This is a genomic window from Amycolatopsis australiensis (assembly GCF_900119165.1).
Classification (GTDB): Bacteria; Actinomycetota; Actinomycetes; order Mycobacteriales; family Pseudonocardiaceae; genus Amycolatopsis; species Amycolatopsis australiensis.
The window spans coordinates 160,514-185,108 of sequence record NZ_FPJG01000006.1 but is presented as its reverse complement, the minus strand read 5'-3'; the positions used below and the strand labels follow the sequence as shown (position 1 = coordinate 185,108).

Annotated in this window: 25 protein-coding genes; 14 read left to right on the top strand and 11 right to left on the bottom strand. The window is 70.1% G+C overall.

Annotation, left to right across the window (positions count from 1 at the left end; translation table 11 throughout):
* Positions 1-258: 258 nt before the first annotated feature.
* Positions 259-1,527, bottom strand: coding sequence for a primosomal protein (locus BT341_RS01900; protein ID WP_072474622.1), 1,269 nt, complete (start codon positions 1,525-1,527; stop codon positions 259-261).
* Between the two features lie 148 nt (positions 1,528-1,675).
* Here BT341_RS01900 and BT341_RS01895 point away from each other — a divergent pair, with 148 nt between their 5' ends.
* Both BT341_RS01895 and BT341_RS01890 read left to right on the top strand, forming a co-directional pair.
* Positions 1,676-4,180, top strand: a complete 2,505-nt coding sequence (locus tag BT341_RS01895; RefSeq protein WP_072474621.1) for a DEAD/DEAH box helicase — start codon at positions 1,676-1,678, stop codon at positions 4,178-4,180.
* Positions 4,181-4,341: 161 nt separating this feature from the next.
* On the top strand, positions 4,342-5,385 hold the full coding sequence (locus BT341_RS01890; RefSeq protein ID WP_084742718.1) for a C45 family autoproteolytic acyltransferase/hydrolase: 1,044 nt from the start codon (positions 4,342-4,344) through the stop codon (positions 5,383-5,385).
* Here the strand turns inward: BT341_RS01890 and BT341_RS01885 are convergent, their stop codons facing one another.
* Positions 5,386-5,964, bottom strand: a complete 579-nt coding sequence (locus tag BT341_RS01885) for an NADPH-dependent F420 reductase (protein ID WP_072474619.1) — start codon at positions 5,962-5,964, stop codon at positions 5,386-5,388.
* A gap of 69 nt (positions 5,965-6,033) precedes the next feature.
* On the opposite strand from BT341_RS01885, the gene BT341_RS01880 reads away from it, so the two are divergent.
* A complete protein-coding gene (locus tag BT341_RS01880) occupies positions 6,034-6,393 on the top strand; it encodes a winged helix-turn-helix transcriptional regulator (protein ID WP_072474618.1) in 360 nt (119 codons plus the stop codon).
* A gap of 28 nt (positions 6,394-6,421) precedes the next feature.
* Here BT341_RS01880 and BT341_RS01875 read toward each other — a convergent pair whose 3' ends face one another.
* Positions 6,422-7,411, bottom strand: coding sequence for a sugar-binding transcriptional regulator (locus BT341_RS01875; RefSeq protein ID WP_072474617.1), 990 nt, complete (start codon positions 7,409-7,411; stop codon positions 6,422-6,424).
* Positions 7,412-7,539: 128 nt separating this feature from the next.
* Between BT341_RS01875 and BT341_RS01870 the strand changes: the two genes are divergently transcribed.
* Genes BT341_RS01870 through BT341_RS01855 form a run of 4 tightly spaced genes read left to right on the top strand, consistent with a single transcriptional unit; the run spans position 7,540 to position 11,633 of the window.
* A complete protein-coding gene (locus BT341_RS01870) occupies positions 7,540-8,544 on the top strand; it encodes a zinc-dependent alcohol dehydrogenase family protein (protein ID WP_072474616.1) in 1,005 nt (334 codons plus the stop codon).
* Positions 8,537-9,871, top strand: coding sequence for an ABC transporter substrate-binding protein (locus BT341_RS01865; RefSeq protein ID WP_072474615.1), 1,335 nt, complete (start codon positions 8,537-8,539; stop codon positions 9,869-9,871). Before BT341_RS01870 ends, BT341_RS01865 begins: the two co-directional genes overlap by 8 nt.
* Positions 9,871-10,803, top strand: coding sequence for a carbohydrate ABC transporter permease (locus BT341_RS01860; protein WP_072474614.1), 933 nt, complete (start codon positions 9,871-9,873; stop codon positions 10,801-10,803). The genes BT341_RS01865 and BT341_RS01860 overlap by 1 nt, the downstream gene beginning before the upstream one ends.
* Positions 10,800-11,633 carry a carbohydrate ABC transporter permease gene (locus BT341_RS01855; RefSeq protein WP_072474613.1) on the top strand — a complete coding sequence of 278 codons (834 nt, stop codon included), beginning with the start codon at positions 10,800-10,802 and terminating at the stop codon, positions 11,631-11,633. Before BT341_RS01860 ends, BT341_RS01855 begins: the two co-directional genes overlap by 4 nt.
* A 43-nt stretch (positions 11,634-11,676) precedes the next feature.
* On the opposite strand, the gene BT341_RS01850 is transcribed toward BT341_RS01855, so the two are convergent.
* Genes BT341_RS01850 through BT341_RS01840 form a run of 3 tightly spaced genes read right to left on the bottom strand, consistent with a single transcriptional unit; the run spans position 11,677 to position 14,336 of the window.
* On the bottom strand, positions 11,677-11,871 hold the full coding sequence (locus BT341_RS01850; RefSeq protein WP_072474612.1) for a ferredoxin: 195 nt from the start codon (positions 11,869-11,871) through the stop codon (positions 11,677-11,679).
* 37 nt (positions 11,872-11,908) lie between these two features.
* Positions 11,909-13,102: a cytochrome P450 gene (locus tag BT341_RS01845; RefSeq protein ID WP_072474611.1), complete on the bottom strand. Its 1,194-nt coding sequence runs from the start codon at positions 13,100-13,102 to the stop codon at positions 11,909-11,911.
* Between the two features lie 10 nt (positions 13,103-13,112).
* Positions 13,113-14,336, bottom strand: a complete 1,224-nt coding sequence (locus BT341_RS01840) for a cytochrome P450 (protein WP_072474610.1) — start codon at positions 14,334-14,336, stop codon at positions 13,113-13,115.
* 179 nt (positions 14,337-14,515) lie between these two features.
* On the opposite strand from BT341_RS01840, the gene BT341_RS01835 reads away from it, so the two are divergent.
* The gene (locus BT341_RS01835) at positions 14,516-15,154 is read left to right on the top strand and encodes a TetR/AcrR family transcriptional regulator (protein WP_072474609.1); all 639 of its coding nucleotides are present in this window, start codon (positions 14,516-14,518) and stop codon (positions 15,152-15,154) included.
* Between the two features lie 267 nt (positions 15,155-15,421).
* Positions 15,422-16,075, top strand: coding sequence for a GH12 family glycosyl hydrolase domain-containing protein (locus BT341_RS01830; RefSeq protein ID WP_245804866.1), 654 nt, complete (start codon positions 15,422-15,424; stop codon positions 16,073-16,075).
* Positions 16,076-16,421: 346 nt separating this feature from the next.
* Here the strand turns inward: BT341_RS01830 and BT341_RS01825 are convergent, their stop codons facing one another.
* The 4 genes from BT341_RS01825 to BT341_RS01810 all read right to left on the bottom strand — a co-directional run bounded on the left by BT341_RS01825 (position 16,422) and on the right by BT341_RS01810 (position 20,444).
* Complete coding sequence (locus tag BT341_RS01825; RefSeq protein ID WP_072474607.1) at positions 16,422-17,288, bottom strand: aldehyde dehydrogenase family protein; 867 nt, start codon at positions 17,286-17,288, stop codon at positions 16,422-16,424.
* On the bottom strand, positions 17,281-18,714 hold the full coding sequence (locus BT341_RS01820) for an aldehyde dehydrogenase family protein (protein WP_072474606.1): 1,434 nt from the start codon (positions 18,712-18,714) through the stop codon (positions 17,281-17,283). Before BT341_RS01820 ends, BT341_RS01825 begins: the two co-directional genes overlap by 8 nt.
* On the bottom strand, positions 18,714-19,688 hold the full coding sequence (deoC, locus tag BT341_RS01815; RefSeq protein WP_072474605.1) for a deoxyribose-phosphate aldolase: 975 nt from the start codon (positions 19,686-19,688) through the stop codon (positions 18,714-18,716). Before deoC ends, BT341_RS01820 begins: the two co-directional genes overlap by 1 nt.
* 141 nt (positions 19,689-19,829) lie before the next feature.
* Positions 19,830-20,444, bottom strand: a complete 615-nt coding sequence (locus tag BT341_RS01810) for a DUF1707 SHOCT-like domain-containing protein (RefSeq protein WP_072481734.1) — start codon at positions 20,442-20,444, stop codon at positions 19,830-19,832.
* Between the two features lie 85 nt (positions 20,445-20,529).
* On the opposite strand from BT341_RS01810, the gene BT341_RS01805 reads away from it, so the two are divergent.
* Genes BT341_RS01805 through BT341_RS01795 form a run of 3 tightly spaced genes read left to right on the top strand, consistent with a single transcriptional unit; the run spans position 20,530 to position 22,509 of the window.
* Entirely contained in the window at positions 20,530-20,952 is a 423-nt protein-coding gene (locus BT341_RS01805; protein WP_072474604.1) for a protein-tyrosine phosphatase family protein, read from the top strand.
* Between the two features lie 5 nt (positions 20,953-20,957).
* Positions 20,958-21,581, top strand: coding sequence for a uracil phosphoribosyltransferase (gene upp, locus BT341_RS01800; RefSeq protein WP_072474603.1), 624 nt, complete (start codon positions 20,958-20,960; stop codon positions 21,579-21,581).
* A gap of 34 nt (positions 21,582-21,615) precedes the next feature.
* Positions 21,616-22,509, top strand: coding sequence for a pentapeptide repeat-containing protein (locus tag BT341_RS01795; protein WP_072481735.1), 894 nt, complete (start codon positions 21,616-21,618; stop codon positions 22,507-22,509).
* Here BT341_RS01795 and BT341_RS01790 read toward each other — a convergent pair.
* Complete coding sequence (locus tag BT341_RS01790; protein WP_072474602.1) at positions 22,485-23,099, bottom strand: TetR/AcrR family transcriptional regulator; 615 nt, start codon at positions 23,097-23,099, stop codon at positions 22,485-22,487. The genes BT341_RS01795 and BT341_RS01790 overlap by 25 nt on opposite strands.
* 82 nt (positions 23,100-23,181) lie before the next feature.
* On the opposite strand from BT341_RS01790, the gene BT341_RS01785 reads away from it, so the two are divergent.
* The gene (locus tag BT341_RS01785) at positions 23,182-23,583 is read left to right on the top strand and encodes a MerR family transcriptional regulator (protein ID WP_072474601.1); all 402 of its coding nucleotides are present in this window, start codon (positions 23,182-23,184) and stop codon (positions 23,581-23,583) included.
* Between the two features lie 50 nt (positions 23,584-23,633).
* Complete coding sequence (locus tag BT341_RS01780; protein WP_177329034.1) at positions 23,634-24,557, top strand: aldo/keto reductase; 924 nt, start codon at positions 23,634-23,636, stop codon at positions 24,555-24,557.
* Positions 24,558-24,595: the final 38 nt, after the last annotated feature.

The window sequence follows — 24,595 nt, the reverse complement described above, 5'->3', positions numbered from 1 at the left end:
TGGGGGCTTGGCCCGCGGGCTCGGCCGCTGCGGTTTGGCCTGTGGGGGTTTGGCCCGCGGGGGCGGCCTGCCGCGGTTTGGCTCGCGGGGGCGCCCCCCGTCTCCAGCGTATCGGCGGGCGCCGACGAAAACCGGCGTGCGTGCGCGCGCTGGGCCGAGTTGTCCACATCCAGCGGAGGCTGTGGAGCGATCCGCCGGGCGCCGGACACGGCGGAGGCCGCCTCCCCGATCACGGGAGGCGGCCTCCGGCCGGAATGATCAAGCCACCGTCAGGCGGTTCTCGAACGTCTCCACCAGCTTGCGCCACGCGCTCTGCTCCGTGTCGAACGGGGCCGACGGCTCCAGGCGCGTCGGGTCCGGGCGGAGCACGAACGACACCAGCCAGCCCAGGCTTTCGTTCGACGCCAGCGCCGCTTCGACGCTCTCGTCGCCCGCCCACTCGGCCGCGTCCGTGATCAGCTCCACCGCCAGCTCCAGCTGGTTCGGGTCGATCGCCTCCGGGCCCTCCGCGATGTCCGCGTCCAGGCCCGTCAACACGTACGTGTTCTCCGGGTCGACCTCGATCTCCAGCTCGCCCGCCGTCGCCTTGGCCAGGACCTCGTCCCACGTGGACACCTCGGCCAGGTCCGTGTCGGCCAGCTCCTTGCCGTCGGCGAGCGCCCGGGCCAGCGCGCCCGTGGACGTGAACACGTCGATCTCGCCCTCGCTGCCGAGGAACACCGGTGCGTCGTCGAGGTAGCAGCGCAGCGTGTAGTACTCCGCGCCGGACGTGATGATCTTGATCGGGTCGATGCCCACCTCGGCCCAGAAGCCGACCGGGCCCTCGTCTTCCTCGTCCTCGTCCTCGTCCTCGGCGGAGTCGAGCGTGTCGAGCGCCTCCAGGTCCTCTTCGCCTTCGGCGCCGGCCTCGGCCTCCGCGGACTCCTCGTGGAAGGCCGCCAGCTCCTCGGCCGTCTGCTCCAGCACCTTCTCGTCGACGTCCGGCACCGTCACCAGGCTGTCGATCGCGTCCAGCACGGTGTCCCACTTCTGCGACACCGTCTCGGACAGGTCGTTCCACACCTGCACGCCGACGCTGCCGGTGAACGGGAGGGTGCCCTGGTCGAGCAGCGAGAAGCCCTCGGTCGAGTCGAGGATCTCGTGGACCTCTTCCAGGTCGCAGACGTCGGCGAGCGACCGCACGATGCCGACGATCTCCGCCAGCTCGGCGATGTGCCAGACGTCCGGCTCCTCGGCCACCAGCTCCGGGACGCCGACGAGGTCGTAGGTGTGGTCCTCGTCCGGGATCAGCTCGGGCACGTTCAGCGACGGCACCGCGTCCCACGCCGGGTGGTCGATCAGGTCGTGCCGCTCGGACGTGCGGACGAAAGCGGCCAGGTGAGCGGCGTCCGGGAAGGCGTACAGGTCGTCCTCGTCGCCGAGGAACGCTTCCCACTCCTCGCCGTCTTCCCGCCAGCGCGGCGCCCACAGGGTGACGACGTCGCCCTGCGGCAGCCCGAGTTCGATCGGGATGATGTCCTGTGCCATTCCTAAGCCCTCCGGAGTACCGCCCGTGTGCGCGCGACACCGTATCTCCCCGGTCGTAGCGCGGTACCGCGAAGCCTACGGGTTTACCACGCGCGATGCGATCGCCCCTGCCGACTTTGCGACGAGCGGATGGCACGATGGACGCCTGATGACTCTTACAGACCTCCTGCCTGCGGATCCCGACCCCGACGCCCTGTTCGAAGCGTTCACGACCTGGACGGCCGAACGGGGCATCGAGCTGTACCCGGCGCAGGAGGAGGCGGTGATGGAGGTCGTCTCCGGATCGAACGTCATCCTGTCGACGCCGACCGGGTCCGGGAAGAGCCTCGTCGCCGTCGGCGCGCACTTCACCGCGCTCGCCCAGGGCCGCCGCAGCTACTACACCGCGCCCATCAAAGCCCTCGTCTCGGAGAAGTTCTTCCAGCTCATCGACATCTTCGGGGCCGACAACGTCGGGATGATGACCGGGGACTCCAGCGTCAACCCGGACGCCCCGATCATCTGCTGCACGGCGGAAATCCTGGCGAACATCGCGTTGCGGTTCGGTGCGGACGCCCCGGTCGGGCAGGTCGTGGCCGACGAGTTCCACTTCTATTCCGAGCCCGACCGCGGCTGGGCGTGGCAGGTGCCGCTGCTGGAGCTGCCGAAGGCGCAGTTCGTCCTGATGTCGGCGACGCTGGGCGACGTGTCGTTCTTCGAGAAGGACCTCACGCGCCGCACCGGCAAGCCGACCGCGGTCGTCACGTCGGCGCAGCGCCCGGTGCCGCTGACCTTCCGGTACGCGCTGACGCCGCTGCACGAGACGATGTCCGAGCTGTTGAACGGCGGTCAAGCGCCCGTCTACGTCGTCCACTTCTCGCAGGCCGCGGCCATCGAACGCGCGCAGACGCTGATGAGCATCAACGTCACCACGAAGGCCGAGAAGGAGGCGATCGCCGAGCTGATCGGCGACTTCCGGTTCTCCGCCGGGTTCGGCAAGACGCTCTCGCGGCTGGTCCGCCACGGCATCGGTGTCCACCACGCCGGCATGCTGCCGAAGTACCGCCGATTGGTCGAGACCTTGGCCCAGTCCGGGCTGCTCAAGGTGATCTGCGGGACCGACACGCTCGGCGTCGGCATCAATGTCCCGATCCGGACTGTGGTGTTTTCCGCGCTGACCAAGTACGACGGCGTCCGCCAGCGCCACCTGAAGGCGCGCGAGTTCCACCAGATCGCCGGCCGGGCCGGGCGCGCGGGCTACGACACCGACGGCTACGTCGTCGTCCAGGCACCCGACCACGTCGTCGAGAACGCGAAGGCACTGGAGAAGGCGGGCGACGACCCGAAGAAGAAAAAGAAGATCGTCCGGAAGAAGGCGCCCGAGGGGTTCGTCAACTGGACCGAGAGCACGTTCGACCGGCTCATCGCGGCCGATCCCGAGCCGCTCACTTCGAGCTTCAAGGTCACGCACTCGATGCTGCTGAACGTGATTTCGCGACCCGGCAACGCGTTCGACTCGATGCGGCACCTCCTGGAGGACAACCACGAGGATCGCGCGTCGCAGCGCAAGCTCATCCTGCGGGCCATCGCGATCTACCGCGCGCTGCTCGCCGCCGGCGTCGTCGAACGGCTGCCCGAACCGGACGAGCAGGGCCGGATCGTCCGGCTCACCGTCGACCTGCAGTTCGACTTCGCGCTCAACCAGCCGCTTTCGCCGTTCGCGCTGGCCGCGATCGAGCTGCTCGACATGGAGTCGCCGTCGTACCCGCTCGACGTCGTGTCCGTTGTGGAATCCACTGTGGACGACCCGCGGCCGGTGCTTTCGCAGCAGCAGTTCAAGGCGCGCGGCGAGGCCGTGCAGGCGATGAAGGCCGAGGGCATCGAGTACGACGAGCGGATGGAGCTGCTCGAGAACGTCACCTACCCGAAGCCGCTCGAAGAGCTGCTGAACAACGCCTACCGCAGCTACCGCCAGGGCCACCCGTGGGTCGCGGACTACGAGCTTTCGCCGAAGTCCGTCGTGCGCGACATGTACGAGCGTGCGATGAACTTCGTCGAGTACATCGGGTTCTACCAGCTCGCGCGGTCGGAAGGCCTGGTGCTGCGCTACCTCGCGGACACCTACGACGCGCTGCGGCACACGGTGCCCGACGAGGCGAAGACGGAGGCGCTGCAGGACCTCATCGAGTGGCTCGGCGAGCTCGTCCGGCAGGTCGACTCCAGCCTGCTCGACGAGTGGGAGGCGCTGCGGCACCCGACCGAGGAGGGACCGCCGTCGCACCGGCCGCCGGAGCTGCCGCCCGCGGTGACCCGCAACGAGCGCGCGTTCCGCGTCCTGGTGCGCAACGAGCTGTTCCGCCGGGTCGAGCTGTTCGCGCGGCGGGCGTGGTCGGTCCTCGGCGAGCTGGACGCGGCGTCCGGCTGGGACGCCGAGGCGTGGGAAGACGCCATCGAGGAGTACTTCGAGGAGTACGGCTCGCTCGGCACCGGCCCGGACGCGCGCGGCCCGCAGCTGCTGGTGATCGAGCAGCAGCCGGACGTGTGGAAGGTCCGGCAGATCTTCGACGACCCGGCGGGCGACCACGACTGGGGCATCAGCGCGGAGGTCGACCTGGCGGCGTCGGACGAGGCCGGCGCGGCGGTCGTGCGGGTGACCGGGGTGGGCGCGCACTGATTCTTGTCGGGGGTCCGGGTGGCGGAGTCCCGGGCTTGGGGCGAAGCCCCGGATGTCTCTGATTCTTGTCGGAGGTCCGGGTGGCGGAGTCCCCGGCTTGGGGCGAAGCCCCGGGTGTCACCGCCGTTGCGAATTCCTGACTTGTCAGTCATCGTGATGCCATGGTGGCGACAGTGGCGGAGCACCGGATCGGCGACGTGTGCTGGACGATCGTCCGGGGTCCGCGGGAAGCCGCTTTCCGCGAGCTGGGCGCCTACGCCGCCGCGGACATCCGGACCGTCCTGGCCGGACTGCCGTCGTGGCCGGTCACGGCCCGCGCGCGGCGGTCGCCGGTGCTGTTCCGGGCGATCGAATCGGCGTCGCAGGTCGAGCACCCGGACGCGTACGCGGAGCTGACCGCGCTTGCCGAGGGTGCCGGGGTGCCGTTCGACGACCTGCTGCTGGCCAACCTGCGTGGCGACCTCGGCGCCGGCGACGGCACGGGGTGCACCGACCTGGCCTGGGCGGGCCCGCGGTCGCTGCTCGGCCACAACGAGGACGGCGACCCGGTGTTCGACGGCATCGGGCGGCTGCTGACGCTGCTGATCGACGGCGAGCCCGGCGTGTGCGTCTGGTGGTACCCGGGGTTCCTGCCGTCGAACACGTTCACCATCACCACGCACGGGCTGGTGTGGGGCATCGACAGCGTCAGCGTGGTCGCGCCTTCGCCGTGCGCCGGGCGGCACTTCGTGGCGCGCACGCTGCAGCGTGCTTCCACGCTCGCGGAAGCGGTGTCGATGCTGCGGTCACGGACTTCGGCGGGCGGGTTCGCCTACACGATGGGATGTGTCGGGTCGCCGGGCGTGACGGTGGCGGAAAAGGCGGGCGACGAGACGGCGGTGTCGACCGTCGCGAATGGACTTTCCTGGCACACCAACCACTTCCGGCAGCTTCCGCCCACTTTGGACGTCGCTCCGGAGGAGAGCCTGGCGCGGGCGGAGGTGTGCGCGCACCTGACGGCGTCCGATCCGGACGCGAAGTGGCTGACCGCGGCGCTGACCGGCGACGTCCACCGTGACGCCACCGGCGACGACACCTTGCTGACGTTGAGCACCGTCGTGACGGATCTGGCTTCGGGTGAGGTGACGGTGGTTCCCCGCGGCGGCGCGCCGCTGCGGGCCGGGGCGGCGGACCTGGCCGCGGGGAACGTCGGCGCCGTCGGCTGATCAGGACGGCGCGAGGATCGCCTGGGCGTCCTCGCCCGCGAACCACAGGCCGATGACGAACGCCGCCGTCGCTTCCAGGAGCGCGGCGCGGTCGAGGCCGCCGGCGTGGACCGGCTTGGCGCCGACGTCCCGGACCAGCGTGCTGACCTTCTCCACCGCCGCCGGGTCGTCGCCGCACAGGGGGACTGCCAGCGGGCGGCCGTCCCAGGCCGGCGGGGTCAGCCGCCAGACGTCCGTCGGGGCGAGGTTGAACGCCTTCACAACGTGGGCGTCCGTGACGATCCGCGACGCCACCGGGGCGCCGGTCAGTCCCGGGTCGTTGGTGCAGTCCACCAGCGCTTTCCCGGCCAGCGGGCCCGCCTGCGCGAGGACCTTGCCGATCGCCCCGGCGGGGACCGCGAGCAGGAGCACGTCGGCGAAGGCGGCCGTCTCGTGCCACGCTCCGGTGGCGGCGCCGAGCCGCCGCGCGAGGGCGCCGGGGTCCGAGCGGCCGCTGATCATCAGTTCGTGTCCCGCGCGGGCCCAGTGTGTGCCGAGGGCGTCCGCCATCCCGCCCGTGCCGAAGATCCCGATCCGCATTGCGTCCTCCGTGTGCTTGGCTGGTACCAGCACGACGGTAGGGACCCGGGAAGGAACCGAACGGTAACCATGGACTTCCTCGCCGACTGCCGGACGCGGCTCGCGTTCGACCTGGTCGCCAACACGTGGAACCCGGTGGTGGTGTGGGCACTGCGCGACGGCCCACGCCGGCACGTCGAGCTCCGGCGCGAGATCGGCGGGATCAGCGCGAAGGTGCTCACGGAAACCTTGCGCCGCCTGGAGTTCGACGGGCTGGTCGAGCGTCGCGAAGGGGCGTACGCGCTTACGTCGCTGGGCGCGACTCTGCTGGAGCCGATCGAGGGCTTCGGGCGCTGGGCCGCCGAGCACGGCGACGCCGTCCTCGCTGCTCAAGACCGAGCACGGCCAGCGACAACGCGGGCAGCCGCCGACCGCGCCGGGTTGTCGTGAGTGAGGAACAGGGGCAGAACACTGTTTCTCACTCACGAGGGCTGGGCGGGTTCTTGGCCGCCAGCGCCAGGAGCGGGACCGCTGCCGCCGCGTCGGTGATCAGCGTCGAGACCATGCCCGACCTCAGGACCGCGTCCACCGCCGCCGCCTTCGGGCGGCTGTAGCCCAGCGCTATCACCTCCGGGACCGCCATCAGCTCCTCGTGGCTGATCGCCAGCACGTGGTGGGCCAAGCCGGTCGACAGGGCGTTTCCCGAAGCGTCGAACAGGCGTGCCGCGACCTCCGCCGTCGCGCCACGGGCCGCGATCGCCGCGCGCTCGGCCTCGTCCAGCGCGTCGTACACCGTCGATTCGCCCGGCTGCCACGCGCCGATGCTGACCACGGCTTTGGTCAGGTTCCGGAACTGGCCGAACGTCTCCGCGATCCCCGGCTGCCGCCGCAACGTCTCGGTCGTCCGGCGGTCCGGCAGCACCAGTGGCCCGAAGATCGGGTACGCGTCGCCGCCGGACACCGACGTCACGCGGCTGACCGTCTCCACCGACCGGCCGCGCATGTCCATCCCCGCCTGCACCCCGCACAGCTGGACGATCGGGCACCGCGGCAGCGACCGGATCGCCTCGGTCATCGCGTTCACCGACCGGGCCCACGACAGCCCGATGACGTCCGACGGGACCGCGATCTCCTCCAGCAGCCGGGCCGCCAACGTGCCGATCTTCCCGCGGACGACCTCCTTCGGTTCGCGCTCGGTTGAGCGTTCGAGCACGAGCGCGCGCTTCAGGCCGTACGCCGAGCGCACCTCGTCCGACAACGCCAGGTCCACCGGCACCGGCAGCGAGAACTCCACCCTGACCAGCCCGGACTCCCTGGCGGTGTCGAGCATCCGCGCCACCTTGAACCGGCTGACGCCGAACTCGCCGGCGATCTCCAGCTTGGACCGTCCCTGCACGTAGAAGCGCCGGGCGACGGTGGCCAGCAGCATCGCCTCGCTCAACGACGGCTGCTTCTTGGAAGCGCTCATATGAGCACTATAACGCGAAATCCAGCCGAAAGGTTGACGTAACACCGACGTCAGACCTGTAATGCCTTCACATGTTCTCGACGCCATAGGTCAACGCCGCTCATATGAGCGCGAGGAAGGGGCAAGGCATGCGTGCCGCCATCGTCGACCGGCCCGGTGAGATCAGGGTCGGCGAGGTGCCCGATCCGAAACCCGGGGAACGCCAGGTCGTCGTCAAGGTCGGAGCGTGCGGGATCTGCGGGACCGACCTGCACATCGCGGACGGGCACTTCCCGCCCACCCCGTACCCCATCGTCCCCGGGCACGAGTTCGCCGGCGAGATCGTCGAGCTCGGCGCGGACGTGCCGGGCGAGTGGAAGGTCGGCGACCGCGTCGCGGTCGACCCGTCGCTGTTCTGCGGCTACTGCGGCCCCTGCCGCGCCGGCCACGGCAACCTCTGCGCGAACTGGGGCGCCACCGGCGACACCGTCGACGGCGCCTTCGCCGAGTACGTCGCCGTCCCGTCGGCCAACTGCTACCGCATGCCCGACTCGATGACCTGGGAGCAGGGCGCGCTCGTCGAGCCCGTCTCCTGCGCGGTGCACGGCGTGCGCCGCGTCGGTGCCGAGGCCGGAGAACGCTTCCTCGTCGTCGGCGCCGGCACGATGGGCCTGATCATGCAGCAGTTGCTGCAGCGTTCGGGCGCGCAGGTCACCGTGGTCGACCGCAACGAAGCCCGGCTGCCCCGCGCGAAGAGCCTCGGCGCCGTCGCCACCGCGAAGGACGTCAGCGATCTGCACGGCGAGAAGTTCGACGTAGCCGTCGACTGCACCGGCGCCGCGCCCGCCATCGAAGCCGCCTTCGACTCGATCCGCCGCGGCGGCCGCCTGCTCGTCTTCGGCGTCGCACCGGCCGAAGCGCGCGTCGCGCTTTCGCCGTTCCGCATCTACAACGACGAAATCACCGTCGTCGGCTCGATGGCCGTGCTGCACAGCTTCGGCGCGGCCCTCGATCTCGTCGCGAACGGCGCGATCGACACCGGGTCGCTGCTCACGGACACCCTGCCGCTGGAGCAGTACCCCGAGGCGCTGGCCAAGATGCGCAGCGGCGCGGGCCTCAAGGTGCAGGTGCTCCCCGGAGGCGGCCGTGCGTAAGGTGCTCACCCTCCTCGCCGCGACGTCGTTGCTGGTCACGGGCTGTGCGGGTGCGGGCTCGATCGGCCAGGGCGCCAGCACGCTCGTCATCGCGATCGTGTCCAACCCGCAGATGAAGGACGCCATCTCGCTCGCGCCGGAGTTCGAGAAGGCCACCGGCATCAACCTGAAGTTCGTCTCGCTGCCGGAAAACCAGGCCCGCGCGAAGATCACCGCGTCGACGGCCACCGAGGGCGGCGAGTTCGACGTCGTCATGATCAGCAACTACGAGGCCCCGCAGTGGGCGGCCAACGGCTGGCTCGAGAACCTCGAACCGCACATGGCCGCCACGCCGGGCTACGACGAAGGCGACTTCATCCCCAGCATCAGGCAGTCGCTGTCGTACCGGAACCAGATGTACGCGGTGCCGTTCTACGGCGAGTCGTCGTTCCTGGCCTACCGCAAGGACCTCTTCGAGAAGGCCGGGCTGACGATGCCCGCCAAGCCGACCTGGCAGCAGATCGCGGACTTCGCCGCGAAGCTCGACGACAAGGCCGCCGGCGTCGCCGGGATCTGCCTGCGCGGCAAGCCCGGCTGGGGCGAGAGCCTCGCGCCGTTCACGACGGTGGCCAACACCTTCGGCGCGCAGTGGTTCGACAAGGACTGGAACGCCAAGCTGACGTCCCCGGAGTTCACCGCGGCCGCGAACTTCTACGTCGACCTCATCCGCGAACACGGCGAAGTCGGTGCCTCCAGCGCCGGGTTCTCCGAGTGCGGCACGCGGTACACGCAGGGCCAGGCCGCGATGTGGTACGACGCCACGGTCATGGCGGGCACCAACGAGGACCCGTCGAGCAGCAAGATCGTGGGCAAGTCCGGGTACGCGCCCGCGCCGGTCGTCAAGACGCGGGCCAGCGGCTGGCTCTACACCTGGGCGCTCGGTATCCCGAAGGTGGCCAAGGACAAGGACGCGGCCTGGAAGTTCATGGCCTGGATGACCGACAAGGCGTACGTGCAGAAGGTCGGCCACACCTACGGGTGGAACCGCGTCCCGCCGGGCGTGCGCCAGTCGACGTACGCGATCCCCGAGTACGCCAAGGCCGCGGCGGCCTACGCGAAGCCGACGCTCGACGGCATCGCGGACGCGAACCAGCAGAAAGTGATGGCGAACCCGGTGCCCTATCCCGGCATCCAGTTCGTCGGCATCCCCGAGTTCCAGGACCTGGGCACGCGGGTGAGCCAGCAGCTGTCGGCCGCGATCGCCGGCCGCGAATCCGTCGAAGACGCGCTGAAGCAGTCCCAGGGCTACGCGCAAACCGTGGGCGACTCCTACAAGGCGGTGCAGTGATGTCCACGCTCTCCGTATCCACCCCCACGTCCCAGACGCACGCGAAGGTCGAGGAGAAGCGCGGCCTGAGCACCGCGGCGAAACGGCGGCTGCCGCTGCTGCCCGCGCTGATCTTCGTCATCGCGGTGACGCAGCTGCCGTTCCTGCTCACCGTGTTCTACTCGTTCCAGTCGTGGAACCTCGTCCGGCCCGGGTCGCGGCACTTCGTCGGCCTGCGGAATTACGTCGACGTCTTCAGCGACACGACGTTCCTGGTCGCGCTGCTCAACACCGTGCTGCTGACGGTGGTGTGCGTGCTCGTCGCGCTGTTGCTCGGTCTCGGCCTGGCGGTGCTGCTCGACCGCAAGTTCTTCGGCCGCGGTGTCGTCCGGACGCTGCTGATCACGCCGTTCCTGATCCTGCCGGCGGCCGGTGCGCTGCTGTGGAAGACGACGATGTTCGACCCGACCTACGGGCTGCTGCACTTCGTCTTCGGCACCGACGTCGACTGGCTGTCGAAGTTCCCGCTCGCCTCGGTGATGGCGCAGATCGTGTGGCAGTGGACGCCGTTCATGATGCTGCTCATCCTCGCCGGCCTGCAGAGCCAGTCCAAGGACGTCCTCGAAGCGGCCAATGTGGACGGTGCGGGCCGGTGGCGGACGTTCGTCGCCATCACGCTGCCGCACCTGTCCCGGTTCCTGCAGCTGGCGACGCTGCTGGGCGCGATCTACATCGTCAACAGCTTCGACGCCATCTTCCTCATGACTCAGGGTGGCCCGGGCACGGCGAGCACCAACCTGCCGTACTACATCTACCAGCGCGCGTTCGAGGGCTTCGACGTCGGCCAGTCGTCGGCGATGGGGGTCATCGTGGTGATCCTGACGATGATCGTCGCGACCTTCGCCCTGCGCCTGATGTTCCGCACCTTCTCCGTGAGCGGAGGAATCAAATGACCACCCTGGCTCCCCGGAAGCGGCAGTACGGCAAGGGCTCGCTGACCCTGGCGACCTGGGTGATCGCGATCCTCTTCGTCTTCCCGCTGCTGTGGATGATCATCACGGCGTTCAAGCAGGAGGCCGACGCCTACACCGACCCGCCGAAGCTGCTGTTCACGCCGACGTTCGACCAGATCGCCAACGTCCTGAACGGCGGGTTCCTGCCCTACCTGGCGAACTCGGCGTTCGTCACGATCCTGTCGACGCTGCTGGTGCTGCTCCTCGGCGTCCCGGCGGCGTACGCGCTGTCACTGGCGCCGGTGAAGGGCACGTCCAACGCGCTGGGGTTCTTCCTCTCGACGAAGATGCTGCCGATCGTGGCGGCGATCATCCCGCTGTACGTGATCTCGCAGAACACCGAACTGCTCGACACGGTGTGGGCGCTGGTCATCCTGTACACGTCGATGAACCTGCCGCTGGCCATCTGGATGATGCGGTCGTTCTTCCTGGAAGTGCCGCACGAGATGATCGAGGCCGGCCGCATCGACGGCGCGAACCTGCCGACGCTGCTGCGCAAGATCATCATGCCGGTGGTCGCGCCCGGGATCGCGGCGACGGCGCTGATCTGCGTGATCTTTTCCTGGACGGAGTTCTTCTACGCGGTCAACCTGACGGCGGCCCGCGCCGGCACCGTGCCGGTGTTCCTCGTCGGGTTCATCACCAGCGAGGGCCTGTACTGGGCCCAGCTGTCCGCCGCCGCGTTGCTGGCCTCGCTGCCGGTGATGATCGTCGGCTGGATCGCCCAGAACCACCTGGTCCGCGGCCTGTCCATGGGCGCGGTCAAGTAGCCCGTGAAGGGCACCTCGGCGGAGGTGCCCTTCACGGCCTTGCTCACTCCTGCAGCGAGAGGGCCTGGCTGGGGCAGACGTGCACCGCTTCGCGGGCCTTCTCCACCAGCTCGCCCGTCGGCTGGTCGTCGAGGACGATGACCGTGCCGTCGTCCTCGCTCTGGTCGAACAGCGCGGGCTCGGTGAGCACGCACTGCCCGGCGCCGACGCACTTGCCGGTGTCCGCGATGATCTTCATGGTCCTTCTCTCCTGTGGTGGGACGGCAGCTCGTTCTCTACCAGGTCACCGGCAGCCGGTACAGCCCGTAGATGTTCGCGTCGTCCTTGAACGGCAGGTCGTCGACGTCCGCGGCGAGCGCCAGCGTCGGGACCCGGCGGAACAGCGTGTCGAAGACGATCTGCAGCTCCATCCGGGCCAGGTTCTGGCCGAGGCACTGGTGCGGGCCGAACCCGAACGCGACGTGGTGACGCGCGCCGCGCTCGATGTCCAGCTCGTCCGGGTTGTCGAACGCCCGCGGGTCGCGGTTCGCCGCGTAGCCCAGCGCCAGGACGCCCTCGCCGGCCCGGATCAGCTGTCCGCCGACCTCGATGTCCTCGACGCACAGCCGGGCCGTCGCCGCGTCGACGATCGTGAAGTACCGCAGCATCTCCTCGACCGCGTCGAGCGTCTTGCCCGGGTCGGCCTTGATCCGCGCGAGCTGCTCCGGGTTGCGCAGGAACGCCACGGTCGACAGCGAGATCATGTTCGCCGTGGTTTCGTGGCCCGCGACCAGCAGCAGGAAGCCCGTCGCGGCCAGCGAAGCCCGCCGGTAGGTGCCTTCCTCGCGCAGCTTGACGATCTGCCGCCCGAGCACGTCGTCCGGCGGGTCCTGCTCCTTCTCCGCGATCAGGTCGGCCATGTAGCCGCGCACGGTGTCGAACGCCGCCCGCCGCTCCTGCGGGCTCGTCCCGCGCTTGATGATCTTCGCCGTGTGGGTCTGGAAGAAGTCGTGGTCGGCGTAGGGCACGCCGAGCATCTCGCAGATCACCAGCGACGGCACCGGCAGCGCCAGCGTCTCGACGAGGTCGCCGGGCTTCGGCCCGGCCAGCAGCGCGTCGATCTGCCCGTCGACGATCTCCTGGATCCGCGGCCGCAGCGCCTCCATCCGGCGCACGGTGAACTCGCCGAGCACCGCCTTGCGGGCCGGCCCGTGCTCGGGCGCGTCCATGGTGATCATCGTGCGTTCGTCGCCCTGCCGCCGGAAGCCGCCCTTCACCAGCTGCGGGAAGTCCGGGTGCTGGCGGTCGGCGCTGAAGCGCCGGTCGTTCAGCACGGTCCGGACGTCCTCGTGCCGGGTGACCACCCAGGCCCAGCCGCCGTCGGGCAGCCGCACCTTCGAAACCGGCTCCGCTTCGCGGATCTGCTCGTACGCCGGCGGCGGCGCGAACGGGCACGTGCGAGTCATCGGGAACTCGTGGACCGCGGTCATGACGTCCCCCTCACCAGGTCACGGGCAGGCAGTAGAGGCCGAAGATCGACGAGTCGTGCTTGAACGGCAGCTGGTCGACCGGCGCGGCCAGCTTCAGCTCGGGGATGCGGCGGAACAGCGTGTCGAAGACGATCTGCAGCTCCATCCGGGCCAGGTTCTGGCCGAGGCACTGGTGCGGCCCGAAGCCGAACGCGACGTGGTGGCGCGCGCCGCGCTCGAGGTCGAGCTTGTCGGCGTCCTGGAACGCGGCTTCGTCGCGGTTGCCGGAGTAGCTCAGGCCGAGGACGCCCTCGCCGGCGCGGATCAGCTGCCCGCCGATCTCGACGTCCTCGGTGGCGACGCGCGAGGTCGCGAACTCGGCGATCGTGAAGTACCGCAGCAGCTCCTCGACCGCGTCGAGCGTCTTGCCCGGGTCGTTCTTGATGATCTCGAGCTGGTCCGGGTTCTCCAGCAGCGCGACCGTGCCGAGCGAGATCATGTTCGCCGTCGTCTCGTGCCCGGCGATGAGCAGCAGGAAGGCCAGCGAGACGAGCGAGTCGTGGTCGGCGGCGCCGTGCTCCTCGCGCTGCTTGCGGATCTGGCGGCCGAGCAGGTCGTCGGACGGCTCGGCCTCCTTCTTGGCGACCAGCTGGTCGAGGTACTCCTGCAGCTCGTCGACGGCCTGGACGCGGACCTCCTGGTCGACGTCGCGGTTGAGCAGCGTCGAGCTGCGGACCTGGAAGAACTCGTGGTCGGCGTACGGGACGCCGAGCAGCTCGCAGATGACCAGCGACGGCACCGGCAGGCTCAGCGCGGACACGAGGTCGGCGGGCTTCGGGCCGGCCAGGATCGCGTCGATGTGCTCGTCGACGATCTGCTGGATCCGCGGCTGCAGCGCCTTCATCCGCTTGACGGTGAACTCGCCGACGACCTCGCGGCGGGCGGCGGTGTGCTCCGGCGGGTCCATGTTGATCAGTGACGCGGTGAAGTTGTTCCGCCGCACCGGGCGGCCCTGCTTGGTCAGGAACGGGAAGCCCGGGTTGAACCGGTCGGAGCTGAACCGCGGGTCGGTCAGCATCTGCCGGACGTCCTCGAGCCGGGTGATGGCCCAGGCCTCCTGGCCGGACTGCAGCTCGACGCGGTGCACCGGCCCGGCCGCGCGGAGCTTCTCGTAGGCCGGCGGCGGAGCGAACGGGCAGCTCCGCTCCAGCGGAAAGACGTCTTCCCGCGTGGCAGGTTCGGCGACTTCGGTCATTTCGGGCCCCCTAAAACGGACGTAAAGTATGCGGAGGATTACATTCCGGTTCCAGGGCCCAACGTACCGAAGCGGAAGGAAGTCGTCCACTAGCTAACGGGTGACGTGGTGTGGACCCAGTGCGTGGCCGCCTGACCGTGCGAGAATCAGCGCGCGCGATCCATCGGAAGGCGAACGGCATGACGGCAGACCCCGAGACCACCCTGCGGGCGGACGCGCGCCGCAACCGCGACCAGATCCTGGCCGCCGCGAAGACCATCTTCGCCGTCTCCGGTCCCGAGGTGCCGATGGAGGAGATCGCCCGCGCGGCCGGCGTCGGCGTGGGCACGCTGTACCGCCGCTTCCCGGACCGCGACGCGCTGATCCGCGCGGTCGCGATGGACAACTTCGAGCGCGTGCTCATCGACGCGAGGGCGATCGCGGCCGAGGAGACATCGTCGTGGCGCGCGCTGGAGCGGCTGCTGCGGCAGTCGGTGGAGCTGCAGCTGAGCGTCCAGCTGGCGATGGTGTCGCCGCGGGCGCTGGTGATCCTGAAGAACGACCCCGAGGTCCGCCGGCTGCGTGACGACATCCTGGCGGTGCTCGACGAGTTCGTCGACGGCGCCAAGGCCGAGGGCAAGCTGCGCGAGGACGTCGGCGCGGGCGACATCGCGATCCTGTTCGCGACGCTGCTGCGGCAGGTCCGCGCGAAGACGCCGGAGGTGGCCGAGCTGGCGGCCCGGCGCTGCGTCGGAATCATGATCGACGGCCTCGGCGCCCGGCCGGGCAGCGAACTGCCGGGGCGGCCGATCACTTCGCGGGACCTCGATCCCGCCTGATTCTTCTGTTAGTGTTCCGCCTCGTTCTGCCGAATTCGGGTTGCGGGCGGGAAAATGCGACGAAGAATGCTGTCCTGCTGGTTGGCGATTCCCTTTCTGACGGTCGCGGGATGTGGTGGCGGGCCGGTCGCCGGTGCGGCTGCTCCGGTTTCCCCGGCCGTGCCGGCCTCCTCGCCTGCGGTGTCCGTGCCACCGGCGACCTCAGTGTCACCTGCGCCTTCGTCCCGTGCGGTGGTCCCGCCCCCGGCGCCGCCGTCGGCAACGCCGGTGCGCAGCTGTCGCAGCCCGGAGTTCACGACGAGCGAACCCGACGGCGGCTGGGCGAACGGCGGCTACTACGTCCACAACAACATGTGGAACGCGGGCGAGGCGGGCCCGGAAACATTGCACGCGTGCGCGTACGACAACTGGTTCGTCGAATCCACCCAGCCGGACTCGACGTCGGTGAAAACCTATCCGAACGTGCACAAGGACATAAACAATCAGAATGGGAAGCCGGTCAACGACTTTTCGGTGATCAGGTCGACGTTCGCGGGCCGCGGCCCGGGCGTCGGAGTCTACGACGTGGCGTACGACGTGTGGCTGAACGGCGTGGGTGACGGCAAGGGCGTCAGCGAGCTGATGGTGTGGACGGAGAACCGGAAGCAGGTCCCGTCGGGAGACAAGCTGACGACGTACACGGCGGCCGGGACGACGTACGACGTCTGGGCGGACGACGAGGGTTACGTGGCGTTCGTGTCGAGGGCGACGCAGTACTCGGGCAGCGTGGACCTGAAGGCGATGATCGCGTGGGCGGTCGGCAAGGGCCTGATCCCCCCGAACCCGACGGTGAACCAGATCGGCTACGGAATCGAGTTCTGCTCGACGGGCGGCGGCAAGGCGAGATTCACGCTGACGGACTTCTCGGTGACGATGAGCTGACGGCGTCAGGCCGCGTCGCGAGTGGCCAGGTAGGCGAGATGGTGCGAGGTCGCGAACGCGACCGGCTTGCTGGCGTCGCGCCACCGGCGCCGAAGCCGGGCTGGTCCGCCACGTCGGAGCCGTCGATCCAGCAGCGCCTGCCAAGGCTGTGCAGGTGGCGTGCGACCTCTTCGACGTCGTCAAGCTGGGCGGCCGGATCCTTCCGGCCCGGGTCGAACTGCAACGACGGCTGAACCCGCCGGACCTGGCCGGGCCGCGACATGGATCGACAGCGCTCCGCGGAGAATCCACCACAAGAATGAAGGCCACCACCCGGCCGAACGGGTGGTGGCCTCCGCTCACGACATCAGACGCCCAGGGGGTGCCAGACCGTCTTCGCCTCCAGGTACCTCCGGAGCCGGGTCAGGTCCGGCGCCGCCGTCCAGTCCGGCTCCGCCTCCGGGACCGTCAGCACCCGCTTCACCGTGTTCGCCGCTTCGCGCGTCAGTCCCGGGCGGTCCTGCGGGGCCGCTCCTGTCGGGTCCAGGGCGTTGACGTCCGCGTGGGACGCCAGCCACGGGCCCAGCTCCGAAGCCCGGCCCGTCAGGATGTTCGCCACACCCGCCGGGACGTCCGATGTCGCCAGGACCTCCGACAGCGTGATCGCCGGCAAGGGGCGCTCCGCACTCGAGACCACCACCGCCGTCGAGCCCGTCGCCAGTACCGGGGCCAGCACGCTGACCAGGCCCAGCAACGACGACCCCTGCGGGGCCAGTACCCCGGCCACGCCGGTCGGCTCCGGGACCGTGAACGAGAAATACGGGCCCGCCACCGGGTTCGCCGCGCCGAGGACCGTGGCGATCTTGTCGGTCCAGCCCGCGTACCAGACCCAGCGGTCGATCGAAGCGTCCACAAGGGACTCGGCCTTCTTCGCGGCCAGGCCTTCCGATGCCGAGACCTCCGCGACGAACTGGTCGCGGCGGCCCTCCAGCACCTCGGCCACCCGGTAGAGCACCTGGCCGCGGTTGTACGCCGTCGCGCTCGACCAGCCCGGGAACGCCTTGCGGGCCGCCACCACCGCGTCGCGGACGTCCTTGCGGGACGCGTGCGCCGCGTTCGCCAGGAACTTGCCCTTGCCGTCCGTCACCGGGTACACCCGGCCGGACTCCGAACGGGGGAACTTGCCGCCGATGTACAGCTTGTACGTCTTCGCGACGGAAATACGGTCAGACATCGAGGTAAGCCTCCAGCCCGGTGCGGCCGCCTTCGCGCCCGAAGCCGGATTCCTGGTAGCCGCCGAACGGCGCGGCGGGGTCGAAGCGGTTGAAGGTGTTGGCCCAGACCACGCCGGCGCGCAGCTGGTTCGCCATCCACAGGATCCGGGAGCCCTTTTCGGTCCAGATGCCCGCCGAGAGCCCGTACGGCGTGTTGTTCGCCTTCGCGACGGCTTCGTCCGGCGTGCGGAACGTCAGCACCGACAGCACCGGGCCGAAGATCTCCTCGCGCGCGATCCGCATCGACTGGTGGACGTTGGCGAACACCGTCGGGGCGAAGAAGAACCCGCGCTCCGGCACCGGGCACGGGCTGGTCCAGCGCTGCGCGCCTTCGGCGTCACCCGACTCGACGAGCCCGCGGATCTTCGCCAGCTGCTCGGCGGAGTTGATCGCGCCGATGTCCGTGTTCTTGTCCAGCGGGTCGCCGATGCGCAACGTGGACACCCGGTACCGCAGCTTCTCCAGCACTTCGTCCGCAATGGACTCCTGGACCAGCAGCCGTGAGCCCGCGCAGCAGACGTGGCCCTGGTTGAAGAAGATGCCGTTGACGATGCCCTCGATGGCCTGGTCGAGCGGCGCGTCCTCGAACACGACGTTCGCCGCCTTGCCGCCCAGCTCCAGCGTCAGCTTCTTCGGCGTGCCCGCGACCTGGCGCTGGATCGCCTTGCCGACCTCGGTCGAGCCGGTGAAGGCGATCTTGTCGATGCCCGGATGCTCCACAATGGACGCGCCGATGTCGCCCGCGCCCGGGAGGATGTTCACCACGCCCGGCGGCAGCTCGGCTTGCTGGCAGATCTCCGCGAAGACCAGCGCGGTCAGCGGGGTCGTCTCCGCCGGCTTCAGCACGACGGTGTTGCCCGTGGCCAGTGCGGGCGCGATCTTCCAGGCCAGCATCAGCAGCGGGAAGTTCCACGGGATGATCTGGCCCGCGACACCCAGCGGCTTCGGCGACGGCCCGTAGCCGGCGTACTCCAGCTTGTCGGCCCAGCCCGCGTGGTAGAAGAAGTGGGCGGCCGCGGTCGGGACGTCGGAGTCGCGCGACTCCTTGATCGGCTTGCCGTTGTCGAGGCTCTCCAGCACGGCCAGCTCGCGCGAGCGCTCCTGGATCAGCCGCGCGATGCGGAAGAGGTACTTCGCGCGCTCGGTGCCCGGCATCTTGGACCAGACACCGTCGTACGCCTTGCGCGCGGCCTTCACCGCGGTGTCCACATCGGACTTCGAGGCCGTGCCGACCTCGGCGAGCACCTCTTCGGTGGCCGGGTTGATCGTCTTGAGCGGCTCACCCGAGCCGTCGACGAACTCGCCGTTCACGAACGGCTTGTAGGAGTCCTTCAGGTTCGCGATGGCCCGGGACTCCGGCGCCGGCGCGTATTCGAAAACGGGCATCAGTCCACCGTCACGTAGTCGGGGCCGCTGTAGTGGCCGTCCACCTGGGTGCGGCGCTGCAGCAGCAGGTCGTTGAGCAGGCTGGACGCGCCGAACCGGAACAGGTCCGGGGTCAGCCACTGCTCGCCGGCGACCTCGTGCACCGCGACCAGGTACTTGATCGCGTCCTTCGTCGTCCGGATGCCGCCCGCGGGCTTGACGCCGCGCAGCTGCCCGGTCTGCCGGTGCCAGTCGTGGACGGCCTGCAGCATGATGTGGGTGACCGGCAGCGTCGCGGCGGGGGAGACCTTGCCGGTGGAGGTCTTGATGAAGTCGCCGCCGGCGAGCAGCGCCAGCCACGACGCGCGCCGCACGTTGTCGTACGTCGCCAGCTCGCCGGTCTCGAGGATGACCTTCAGATGGGCCTCCCCGCAGGCGGCTTTGACGGTCTGGATCTCCTCGAAGACGTCCATGTAGCGGCCCTCGAGGAAGGCGCCGCGGTCGATCACCATGTCGACCTCGTCGGCGCCGGACTCGACGGCGAGCCGGGTGTCGGCCAGCTTGACCTCGCGGCTGGTGCGCCCGGCGGGAAAGCCGGTGGCGACGCTCGCGACGTGCACACCGCTGCCCTTGAGGGCCTCGACGGCGGTGGCGACCAGGTCGGGATACACGCAGACGGCGGCGACGCGCGGGGTGTCCTGCCGCTCGGGATCGGGCCGGACGGCCTTCGCGGCGAGCGCCCGGACCTTGCCCTGGGTGTCGGCGCCCTCCAGCGTGGTCAGGTCGACCATGGAGATGGCGGTGTCGATGGCCCACCGCTTGGCGTCCTTCTTGATGCTGCGCGTGCCGAGGCCCGCCGCGCGCTGCTCGACGCCGACCTGGTCGACACCGGGCAGCCCGAGCAGGAAGCGGCGCAGGCTCGCGTCGTCGCGAGTCGCGTCCACCAGCGGTGCCGGGGTGGCCGGCGCCGCTGACGTGCTGGTCGTGGCTGTCATGCCGCTGAGTCTAGGCGGCGGGTCCGACAGTGCCGGAGGGATGTGACGGTCCGGCTTGGCATGTCACCGGCGACGAGCGCCCCAAGGCGGCCTTGGTTGCGTCTCACGCACCGAAGGCCGCATTGGGGCGCTCGGGACCGGTCAGGCCCCTTCGATCTGCGGCGGCTCCGAACGCTGGGCCGGCTTCCGGTACACGACGACGCCTCCCCAGAAGGCCAGTCCGTTCACCTTCACCGTCGGTGCCGTCGGAGGTGCCGGCGGCGCTCCCGACTTGTCCTCCAGCACGAAGCCGCCCATCAGGCCGATGCCCGTGACGTCGACGTTCACGTCGTCCGGGACCGTGATCTGGATGCCGCCCATGATGGCGACCGCCGTGATCGTGCTGTGCTTGTCCGCGAAACGGGCCTGGCGCAGGTCGATCTCCGTGCCGCCCCAGAACGCGAAGCTGTTGTGCTGCGGGGGCAGGACCCAGCTGCCCTTGCGGACCGCGCCCGACAGCACGCCGATCGACACCGGGGAGCCCGGGTGGCCGCCGATGCGCTGGTCCGGGTAGCCCAGTGCCCGCGTCGTCGCCGGCTCGACGGCCGCCGCCGCGGACGGCAGGTCCGCCGTCACCGGCTTCAGCTCGCCGAGCGTCTTCGCCGCGTAGACCGTCGAGAGCCGCTCTTCCAGCTCGTTGACCGTGATCCGCCCTTCCGAGAGGGCGTTGTGCAGCACCTGGGCGACGCGTTCGCGGTCCGCGTCGGAAGCCCGCATCTGGTCGGGCGTCAGTTCGCTCACCCGGCGCAGCTTAGCGGCGAAAACCACCCACCGTGTCCATCTTCCGGAGGACACTTACCCCATGGTCGAGTTTCCGGACGGCACCCGCGTGCACGGGCGTGGGCTGGCGCGCCCACGCCCCGACGGACCCGAGCCCGATTTCGGGCTCTACCTGGGAACGAGCAAGCTGCGGCGCAAGTACGGCGGCGGCATCACGTGGCCGCACGAGTGGGTCACCTGGCCCGACTTCCTGCTGCCCACCCGCCCCGCCGAAGCGCGCCGGAAGATCAAGGCCCTGCACGAGCGGGCGAAGACCCAGACCGTCGAGGTCGCCTGCTACGGCGGCGCCGGCCGGACCGGCACGGTCATGGCCTGCCTCGCGGTGCTCTCCGGCGTCCCCGCCCACCGAGCCGTCGCCTGGACGCGAGCGCACTACCACGAGCGAGCCGTCGAAACGCCCTGGCAGCGCGGCTGGGTGAAGAGCTTCGCGAAACAGCTAGATTGACCCGCATGGATGTGCACGTCGTCGACCACCCCCTCGCGAAGGCCCGGCTCTCCACGATGCGCGACGCGCGCACCGACAGCGCCGCGTTCCGGGCCGCGCTGCACGAGCTGACCGTCATGCTGGTCTACGAAGCCACGCGCGACGTGCCGGTGAAGACCGAGCGGATCCACACGCCGGTCGCCCGCACCGACGGCTACCGGCTGGCCAAGCCGCCGCTGCTGGTCCCGGTGCTGCGCGCCGGGCTGGGCATGGCCGACCAGGCGCACAAGCTGATCCCGGACGCGCAGATGGGCTTCGTCGGCCTCGCACGCGACGAGGAGACGCTGAAGCCGACGCCGTACCTCGAGTCGCTGCCGGAATCGCTCGCCGACCGGCCGGTCATGGTGCTCGACCCGATGCTGGCCACGGGCGGCTCGATGGAGTACACGATCCGGCTGCTCACCGACCGCGGCGCCGACGACGTCACGGCGATCTGCGCGCTGGCCGCGCCGGAAGGCCTGGCGCACCTGGAGAAGACCGGCCTGCCGGTCCGCGTGGTCACCGCGAGCATCGACGAGCGCCTCAACGACTCGGGCTTCATCGTCCCGGGCCTCGGCGACGCCGGTGACCGCCAGTACGGCGCCGTCTGAGCCGTTGCCGGTGCTGAAGTGGCGGTGGATCGCCGTGACCGCCGCCGCGGTCGCGGTCGTCACCGGCGTGCTCCTCTGGCTGTTCCTGGCCTGGTCGGGACGCCCGGACGCGCCGGTGCGGATCGACGCGGTCAAGACGGCGTTCGGCGTCGGCGCGGGCGCGGGCGGGGTGTTCGCGCTGTGGCTGGCGACGCGCCGGCAGCGCACTCTCGAGCTGCAGCTGGCCGAGACGACCCGTGACCTGGAGGAACGCCGGGTCACCGAGCTGTACACGAAGGCCGTCGAGCAGCTGGGCAGCGACAAGGCGCCGGTGCGGCTCGGCGGCCTCTACGCGCTGGAACGGCTCGGGCAGGACAACCCGAAGCAGCGCCAGATGATCGTCAACGTGTGGTGCGCCGCCCTGCGGATGCCGTTCGCGGGCCCGGTGACGGGCCTGCGCGGCCGGACCGTCGCGGAACTGGGCGACACCGACCCCGAGCTCCTGGTCCGCCTGGCCGTGCAGGAGCTGCTCAAGACCCACCTGAGCCACGACACGGCAGGCTACTGGCCCGGCATGTCGATCGACCTGCAGCGAGCCACCCTCGTCGACTTCCGCCTGAGCGGCTGCACCCTGGCCGCGGCGGACTTCAGCCGCGCCCGGTTCGTCGGCGCGGTCCACATCCGCGGCGCGCGCTTCACCCGCCGCGCGGCGTTCTACGGCACCGAGTTCACCGACATCGCGAACTTCGACCGGACCGTCTTCGAGGAGGGCGCGTTCTTCTCCCGGTCGCGCTTCGCCCGCGACGTCCGCTTCACCCGGGTCCGCTCGGGCGGCCGCTTCCAGTTCGCGGAAACGGTCTTCGAAGCGGTAGCTGACTTCGAGGGCGGCGAACACGAGCACCTCGACCTGGCGGACGAGGACCGTCAGGGCTCCTTGCGGCTGTTCTGAGGCCGCAGCCAGCCGGACGCGTTCGCGCGCAACGCCGTCTCGTACGAGCCCGTGACGTCGAACTCCTCCGGCAGGTTGCCGGTCAGCTCCAGCGACACGAGGCCGTGGACGAAGGCCCAGCAGCCGACCGCGACCGTCTCCGGCGGGACGTCCACGAAGACTCCGTCGGCGATGGCCCGGCGGATGATCCGCTCCAGCGGCTTCAGCGTTTCACGGGCGAGTTTCTCGGCGTCTTCGTTCGGCTCGAACCCGGGGACCGACCTGGTGAACATGATCCCGTACAGGTTCGGGTCGGCCAGCGCGCTCGCGCGGTAGGCGCTGCCCAGCGCGACGAGGTCCTCGACCGGGTCGCCGGTCAGCGGGGTGGCGGCCATGCGGGCGCCGAACCGGCGGAAACCCTCGGTGTAGAGCGCGTTCACCAGATCGGGTTTGCTGCCGAAGAGGGAGTACACGGCGGTGGTCGACGTCCCGGCGTCGGCGGCCAGCTTGCGCAGGGAGAGCGCCTTCGGCCCGTCGGCCGCGATGAGCTCGCCGGCGCGGTCGAGCAGCTTCAGCCGGAGCGCTTCGTCGTGCGTGCGTGGTCGCGCCATCCACGCAGCGTAGCGCAACAGTGTTACCAATGGCAGGAGCGGGAGTTGACCTGGAGTGCACTCCAGGTCGTAGTGTCGAGCCATGAGCTACTCGATAGCGGAAGCCGCTCGACGTAGCGGACTGTCCATCGACACCCTCCGGTACTACGAGCGCATCAAACTGCTCGACCCGCCCGCGCGGGACACCGCCGGCCGCCGGGCGTACTCCGACGACGACCTCAACTGGCTGGGGTTCCTGACCAAGCTCCGCACCACCGGGATGCCCATCAAGAGCATGCGCGAGTACGCGTCGCTGCGCCGTCACGGCGTGGCCAGCGCGGGCCGCCGCAAGGCCCTGCTGGTGGAGCAGCGCCGGTCGGTCGCCGAGCGGATCGCCGAGCTGCAGGCCTGCCTCGACATCCTCGACTACAAGATCGACAACTACGCCCAGGTCGAGCGCAAGGTGCTCGGCGTCGAACCCGGCATGGAGGAGATTTCCGCGTGAAGACCAGGAAGCTCGGCGGCCTCGAGGTCGGCGCCCAGGGGCTCGGCTGCATGGGGATGAGCCAGGCCTACGGCGTCCGCGACAACGACGAGGAGTCGATCGCGACGATCCACCGCGCCCTCGAGCTCGGGGTCACGCTGCTGGACACCGCGAACGTCTACGCCAACGGCGTCAACGAGGAGCTGGTCGGCCGCGCGATCGCCGGCCGCCGCGACGAAGTCGTGCTGGCGACGAAGTTCGGCATCGTCTGGAACGACGGCGCGATGGGCGCGCGCGGCGACGCCGCGTACGTCAAGCAGTGCTGCGACGAGTCGCTGCGCCGGCTCGGCGTCGACCACATCGACCTCTACTACCAGCACCGCGTCGATCCGGACACGCCGATCGAGGAGACCTGGGGCGCGCTGGCCGAGCTGGCCGAAGCCGGGAAGATCCGGTACGCGGGGATTTCCGAGGCGAGCGCGGCGACCATCCGCGCGGCGCACGCCGTGCACCCGGTGACCGCGCTGCAGAGCGAATGGTCGCTGTGGACGCGGGGCATCGAGGGCGAAATCCTGGACACGTGCCGGGAGCTCGGCATCGGCGTGGTGCCGTTCTCGCCGCTGGGCCGCGGGTTCCTGACCGGCGCGGTGCAGTCGGTGGCGGACCTGCCCGAGGACGACATGCGCCGCGGCCTGCCGCGGTTCGCCGAGGGCAACTTCGAGCGCAACCTGGCGATCGTCGACGCGCTGCGGAAGCTGGCCGCGGAGAAGGGCGTCACGGCGGGGCAGCTCGCCCTCGCGTGGGTGCAGTCGCGGGGCGAGGACGTCGTGCCGATCCCGGGCACCAAGCGCCGCAAGTACCTCGAGGAGAACGTGGCGGCGGCTTCCCTGGAGCTGACGGCCGAAGACCTCGCCGCCATCGAGGCGGCCGCACCCGCCGACGCGGTCGCGGGGGAGCGCTACCCGGAACGGCTGGCTCGCGCGGCCGGGAAGTAACGCGCCTCTGAGCCTTTTCTGAGATCTCCGGAGCAGGC